4 protein-coding genes are annotated in these 6,215 nt (G+C 66.9%); all 4 read left to right on the forward strand.

Annotated features, from left to right (window positions below):
- Nucleotides 1-108: 108 nt before the first annotated feature.
- Complete coding sequence (locus ABZ857_RS40985; RefSeq protein WP_030509565.1) at nt 109-753, forward strand: ATP-dependent Clp protease proteolytic subunit; 645 nt, start codon at nt 109-111, stop codon at nt 751-753.
- A 14-nt stretch (nt 754-767) separates the two neighbouring features.
- A complete protein-coding gene (locus tag ABZ857_RS40990) occupies nt 768-1,415 on the forward strand; it encodes an ATP-dependent Clp protease proteolytic subunit (protein WP_079317758.1) in 648 nt (215 codons plus the stop codon).
- A gap of 222 nt (nt 1,416-1,637) precedes the next feature.
- Complete coding sequence (clpX, locus tag ABZ857_RS40995; protein WP_079317756.1) at nt 1,638-2,921, forward strand: ATP-dependent Clp protease ATP-binding subunit ClpX; 1,284 nt, start codon at nt 1,638-1,640, stop codon at nt 2,919-2,921.
- A gap of 73 nt (nt 2,922-2,994) precedes the next feature.
- Entirely contained in the window at nt 2,995-5,583 is a 2,589-nt protein-coding gene (locus ABZ857_RS41000; protein WP_357055279.1) for a valine--tRNA ligase, read from the forward strand.
- Nucleotides 5,584-6,215: the final 632 nt, after the last annotated feature.

Below are 6,215 nucleotides of genomic sequence, written 5' to 3' on the forward strand. Positions count from 1 at the left end.
GGCATGCGCCGTCAGCGAACAGTACGGCGCACGGGCATGACCTGTCTGCGTCGCGCGTTAAGGTCACAAGCAAAGCCAATCGATTACGACGCATCGGAAGGTGACGCTGTGACCAGCCCGCCGACCTTCTTCCCGACCGGTGGTTCCGGCTTCGAGGCCCGGAGCCCGGAGGGTGGCCCCTCCCGCCTCGAGGACCAGCTCTACCAGCGCCTGCTGCGCGAGCGGATCGTGGTGCTCGGCACCCAGGTCAACGACGAGGTGGCCAACCGGCTGGCCGCTGAGCTCCTGCTCCTCGCCGCCGATGACCCTGACCGCGACATCTGGATGTACATCAACTCCCCCGGTGGCTCGGTGACCGCGGGCATGGCGATTTACGACATGATGGAGTACGTGCCGAACGACGTCTGCACGGTCGCCATGGGTCTGGCCGCCTCCATGGGGCAGTTCCTGCTCTGTGCCGGCGCCCGCGGCAAGCGGTACGCGCTTCCGCACGCCCGGATCATGATGCACCAGCCGTCGGGCGGCATCGGCGGCACCGCGGCCGACATCGCGATCCAGGCAGAGCAGATGCTCTACGTGAAGAAGACGCTCGCGGAGCGGATCGCTTTCCACACCGGCCAGCCGCTCGACCAGATCGAGCGCGACTCCGACCGGGACCGCTGGTTCACGGCCGAGGAGGCCAAGGACTACGGCTTCATCGACCACGTGGTGCGCAGCGCCCGCCAGGTGCCCTCCGAGGGCGCCGTCTCGTGACTGGAGCTTCCCAGATGAGTGAGCTGATCCGGCCGGGTGACATCAACGGCCGCTACGTCCTTCCCTCCTTCGTCGAGCGCACGTCGTACGGCGTCAAGGAGATGAATCCCTACAACAAGCTGTTCGAGGACCGCATCATCTTCCTCGGCGTCCAGATCGACGACGCTTCGGCGAACGACGTGATGGCGCAGCTGCTGACGCTGGAGTCGCTGGACCCGGACCGCGACATCAGCATGTACATCAACTCGCCGGGCGGTTCGTTCACCGCGATGACCGCGATCTACGACACCATGCAGTTCGTCCGGCCCGAGATCCAGACGGTCTGCCTGGGGCAGGCGGCCTCGGCCGCGGCGGTCCTGCTGGCCGGCGGCACGCCGGGCAAGCGGTTCGCGCTGCCGAACGCCCGCGTGCTGATCCACCAGCCCTACACCGAGGGCGGTGGCCAGGGCAGTGACATCGAGATCCAGGCTCGTGAGATCCTGCGGATGAGGTCGCTGCTCGAGGAGATCGTCGCGAAGCACTCGGGCAAGTCGGCCGACGAGGTCCGCAAGGACATCGAGCGCGACAAGATCCTCAGCGCCGAGGAGGCGAAGGCGTACGGGCTGGTGGACGACATCATCCCGTCACGGAAGAAGCGCGCGGCGGCGGTCGCCGCTTCCTGAGGGAGCTGCCGCACCGGAACAGTGCCCATTTGGGCACGTTCCGGTGCGACTCACCGCTAGGGGGCTCACTGAGGGCCCGAGAGACGGTAACGTCGAAACCTGAGCGGGATGACGTTTTCGCACCGGATCGCGATCACCGGATCATGAGTCCGGATCGTGAACAGGGTGCGGACGGAAGCGACCGCGGCGGCAGGGGCGGTCCCACGCAAAGGAGTATCTGGGGTGGCACGCATCGGCGACGGGGGAGACCTGCTGAAGTGCTCGTTCTGCGGCAAGAGCCAGAAGCAGGTCAAGAAGCTCATCGCCGGACCAGGCGTCTACATCTGCGATGAGTGCATCGATCTCTGCAACGAGATCATCGAGGAGGAGCTGTCGGAGTCCTCCGAGCTCAAGTGGGACAACCTCCCCAAGCCGCGCGAGATCTACGAGTTCCTCGACGCGTACGTCATCGGCCAGGACAAGGCGAAGAAGGCGCTGTCGGTGGCGGTCTACAACCACTACAAGCGCGTCCAGTCGGGGGAGCGGGGCCGTGACGACGGCCTGGAGCTGGCCAAGTCCAACATCCTGCTGCTCGGCCCCACCGGGTCGGGCAAGACGCTGCTGGCGCAGACCCTCGCCAAGATGCTCAACGTGCCGTTCGCCATCGCGGACGCGACCGCGCTGACCGAGGCCGGCTACGTCGGCGAGGACGTGGAGAACATCCTCCTCAAGCTGATCCAGGCCGCCGACTACGACGTCAAGAAGGCCGAGACCGGCATCATCTACATCGACGAGGTCGACAAGATCGCCCGTAAGAGCGAGAACCCGTCGATCACCCGAGACGTGTCGGGTGAGGGCGTGCAGCAGGCCCTGCTGAAGATCCTGGAGGGGACCACGGCGAGCGTGCCCCCGCAGGGCGGGCGCAAGCACCCCCACCAGGAGTTCATCCAGATCGACACCACGAACGTGCTGTTCATCTGCGGCGGCGCCTTCGCCGGCCTGGAGAAGATCATCGAGTCGCGGGTCGGCAGGAAGGGCATCGGCTTCAACGCGATCATCCACTCGAAGGAGGAGATGGACTCCTCCGACATCTTCTCCGACGTCATGCCGGAAGACCTCCTGAAGTTCGGCATGATTCCCGAGTTCGTCGGCCGGCTCCCGGTGATCACCTCGGTGCACAACCTCGACAGGGACGCGCTGATCCAGATCCTCACCGAGCCGCGCAACGCGCTTGTCAAGCAGTACCGGCGCCTGCTCGAACTGGACAACGTCGAGCTGGAGTTCTCCGACGACGCGCTTGAGGCCATCGCCGACCAGGCCATCCTGCGCGGCACCGGTGCCCGCGGCCTGCGCGCCATCATGGAGGAGGTCCTCCAGTCGGTGATGTACGAGGTGCCCTCCCGTCAGGACGTGGCCCGCGTCGTCATCACCCGCGAGGCCGTGCTTGAGCACGTGAATCCGACCCTGGTGCCACGCGACCAGCTGCAGGCCAAGCAGCAGCGGACCCCGAGGGAGAAGTCGGCCTGACGCGGGCCTTCGCCGGCAGGTTGTCCACAGGGCGTGCGGCGACGGCTCGGGCGGCGGCCGGACGTCCCTAGAATTGGGCAGCGTGACTACGTCTGAGCTGCCCACCCAGTACGCCCCCGCCGATGTCGAGACCCGGAGCTACGAGCGCTGGGTATCCGCGGGCTACTTCGCCGCGGACCCGGGCAGCGGGCGCGAGCCGTACAGCATTGTGCTCCCCCCGCCCAACGTGACCGGGTCGCTCCACGTGGGCCACGCGCTCGACCACTCGATCCAGGACGCGCTGACCCGGCGGGCCCGGATGCGGGGCATGGAGACGCTGTGGCTGCCCGGCATGGACCACGCCGGCATCGCCACGCAGAACGTCGTGGAACGCGAGATCGCCAAGGAAGGCCTGTCCCGCCACGACTTCGGCCGTGAGGCGTTCGTCGAGCGCGTCTGGCAGTGGAAGGAGGAGTCCGGCGGCCGGATCCTCGGCCAGATGAAGAAGCTCGGCGACGGCGTGGACTGGTCCCGCGAGCGTTTCACGATGGACGAGGGGCTCTCCCGGGCCGTCCAGACGATCTTCAAGAAGCTGTTCGACGACGGGCTCATCTACCGCGCCGAGCGGATCATCAACTGGTGCCCCCGCTGCCTGACCGCCCTGTCCGACATCGAGGTCGAGCACAGCGAGGATGACGGAGAACTCGTCTCGATCCGGTACGGCTCGGGCGACGAGGAGATCATCGTCGCCACCACCCGCGCGGAGACCATGTTGGGCGACACCGCGGTCGCCGTCCATCCCGCCGACGAGCGTTACGCGCACCTGGTCGGCAAGTACGTCGAGGTCCCGCTCACCGGGCGGCGCATCCCGATCGTCGCGGACGAGCACGTCGACCCCTCCTTCGGCACCGGAGCGGTCAAGGTCACCCCCGCGCACGACCCGAACGACTTCGAGATCGGGCGCCGCCACTCGCTGGAGTCGCTCGTCGTCCTGGACGAGCGCGGCGTCATCACCGCCCACGGGCCCTTCCAGGGCCTCGACCGGTTCGAGGCGCGGCCCGCCGTGGTCGCCGCGCTGCGCGAGCAGGGCCGCATCGTCACCGAGAAGCGGCCGTACGTGCACTCCGTCGGGCACTGCTCCCGCTGTAAGACCGTGGTCGAGCCGCGACTGTCGCTGCAGTGGTTCGTCAACGTCACGCCGCTGGCCAAGGCCGCCGGCGACGCGGTGCGTGACGGCCGCACCCGCATCCACCCGCCGGAGCTGGCCAAGCGCTACTTCGACTGGGTCGACGACATGCACGACTGGTGCATCTCCCGCCAGCTGTGGTGGGGACACCGGATCCCCGTGTGGTACGGCCCGGACGGCGACATGGTCTGCGTGGGGCCTGACGAGGAGCCGCCGGCCGGTTACGAGCAGGACCAGGACGTCCTCGACACATGGTTCTCCTCCGGCCTGTGGCCGTTCTCCACATTGGGCTGGCCCGACGCCACGCCCGATCTGGCCCGCTTCTATCCGACGACCGTGCTCGTCACCGGCTACGACATCCTGTTCTTCTGGGTCGCCCGGATGATGATGTTCGGGTTGTACGCGATGGACGGCCAGCCGCCGTTCCGCACAGTGGCGCTGCACGGCATGGTGCGTGACCAGTTCGGCAAGAAGATGTCGAAGTCGTTCGGCAACGTCGTCGACCCGCTCGACTGGATCGAGCGGTACGGCGCGGACGCCACGCGCTTCACGCTCCTGCGCGGTGCCAACCCGGGTTCCGACGTGGCGATCAGCGAGGACTGGGCGGCCGGATCCCGCAACTTCTGCAACAAGATCTGGAACGCCACCCGCTTCGCCTTGATGAACGGCGCCGTCTCCGACGGCCTGCCCGAGGAACTCACCGCGGCCGACAGGTGGATCCTGTCGCGGCTGCAGGAGGTCGTCACGGGTGTCGACGCGGCCTTCGAGGAGTTCGAGTTCGCCAAGGCGTCCGACACCCTCTACCACTTCGCCTGGGACGAGGTCTTCGACTGGTACGTCGAGCTGGCCAAGGTCCAGTTCGCCGAGGGCGGCGCGGTGGCGGAGAACACCAAGCGGGTGCTGGGGCATGTGCTCGACGCACTGCTCCGGCTGCTCCACCCGCTCGTGCCGTTCGTGACGGAGGAGCTGTGGCGGGCCTTGACCGGTGGGGAGTCGATCGTGGTCGCTCCCTGGCCCGCGGCCTCGCCCGGACTGCTCGACCCCGCGGCCGAGCAGGAGATCGGCTCACTGCAGAACCTCGTGACGGAGGTGCGCAGGTTCCGCTCGGACCAGGGCCTGAAGCCCGGCCAGCGGGTGGCCGCACGGCTGTCCCTGTCCGGTACGGCTCTCGCCGCCCACGAAGACGCGATCCGCGTCCTGCTGCGCCTGGACGCACCGGCGGACACCTTCAACCCGACAGCCCGGCTCACCGTCGGCACGGTGCTCGTGGAGATCGACACAGCCGGAGCCATCGACGTCGTCGCCGAGCGGAAGCGGCTGGAGAAGGACCTGGCCGCGGCGCGCAAGGAGCAGGCGCAGGTCACGGCGAAGCTCGGCAACGAGCAGTTCATGGCCAAGGCACCTGAGGACGTCGTGGCGAAGGTGCGCCGGCGGGCCGAGCAGGCCGCCGAGGACATCTCCCGCCTCGAAGCCCAGCTCGCAGCCCTGCCGGCCTAGGCCGTCGTCCTGTGCGCCCTCGTCACGACGAGGGCGCACAGGCATCCGGAAGCTTTGTGGCGGCAGAGGTTTGAGGGCCCTGAAGACAGGGCAGGACCACAAAGTTGCCCAAGTTGTGCGCAGCCCCTCCGGACGGGTGCTAGTCTTTCTGCACGCGCTGAGGACCGGCGAGCCTGAACCCCCCTCCGGGGATCGGCTGCTAGGCTCTCAGCCACTCCCTCTCATCGGACCCGATCTTGGGATGCTCCGTCGCGATTCGACGGGCTTTCGGGGATCAGGTAAGTTAGAGGGGTTGCCCTGGAAACGGGGCGGCCGAAATTCTCGGCGAAAAACGGAATTCGAAGCAAATCGAATTGATTTGACAAGAATAACGGGACTCGCCAGAATAAAGGTAGAACGAACGGTGAAACGCCCCGGAGCGTGGGACCTTCTCGGAGGTTTCGGGTGATGGTGGTCGCGTCCGTTTCTTGAGAACTCAACAGTGTGCTAAAAGCCAGTGCATGAATCATGCATGACCCCGTCGACCGGTGCTTGGCATCGGTGACGGATTCCTTTGACGGCATCCTTCTTTAGCTGGGGGGTGTCGGCCAGGGAGATTTCTTCAAGCATTGTTTGGAGAGTTTGATCCTGGC

Source organism: Microbispora sp. NPDC046933 (genome assembly GCF_040644635.1).
Classification (GTDB): Bacteria; Actinomycetota; Actinomycetes; order Streptosporangiales; family Streptosporangiaceae; genus Microbispora.

What these genes read in the sequence shown, in the direction of transcription:
- ABZ857_RS40990 (WP_079317758.1), top strand. Translation starts at nt 768, where the DNA reads ATGAGTGAGCTGATCCGGCCGGGTGACATCAACGGCCGCTACGTCCTT.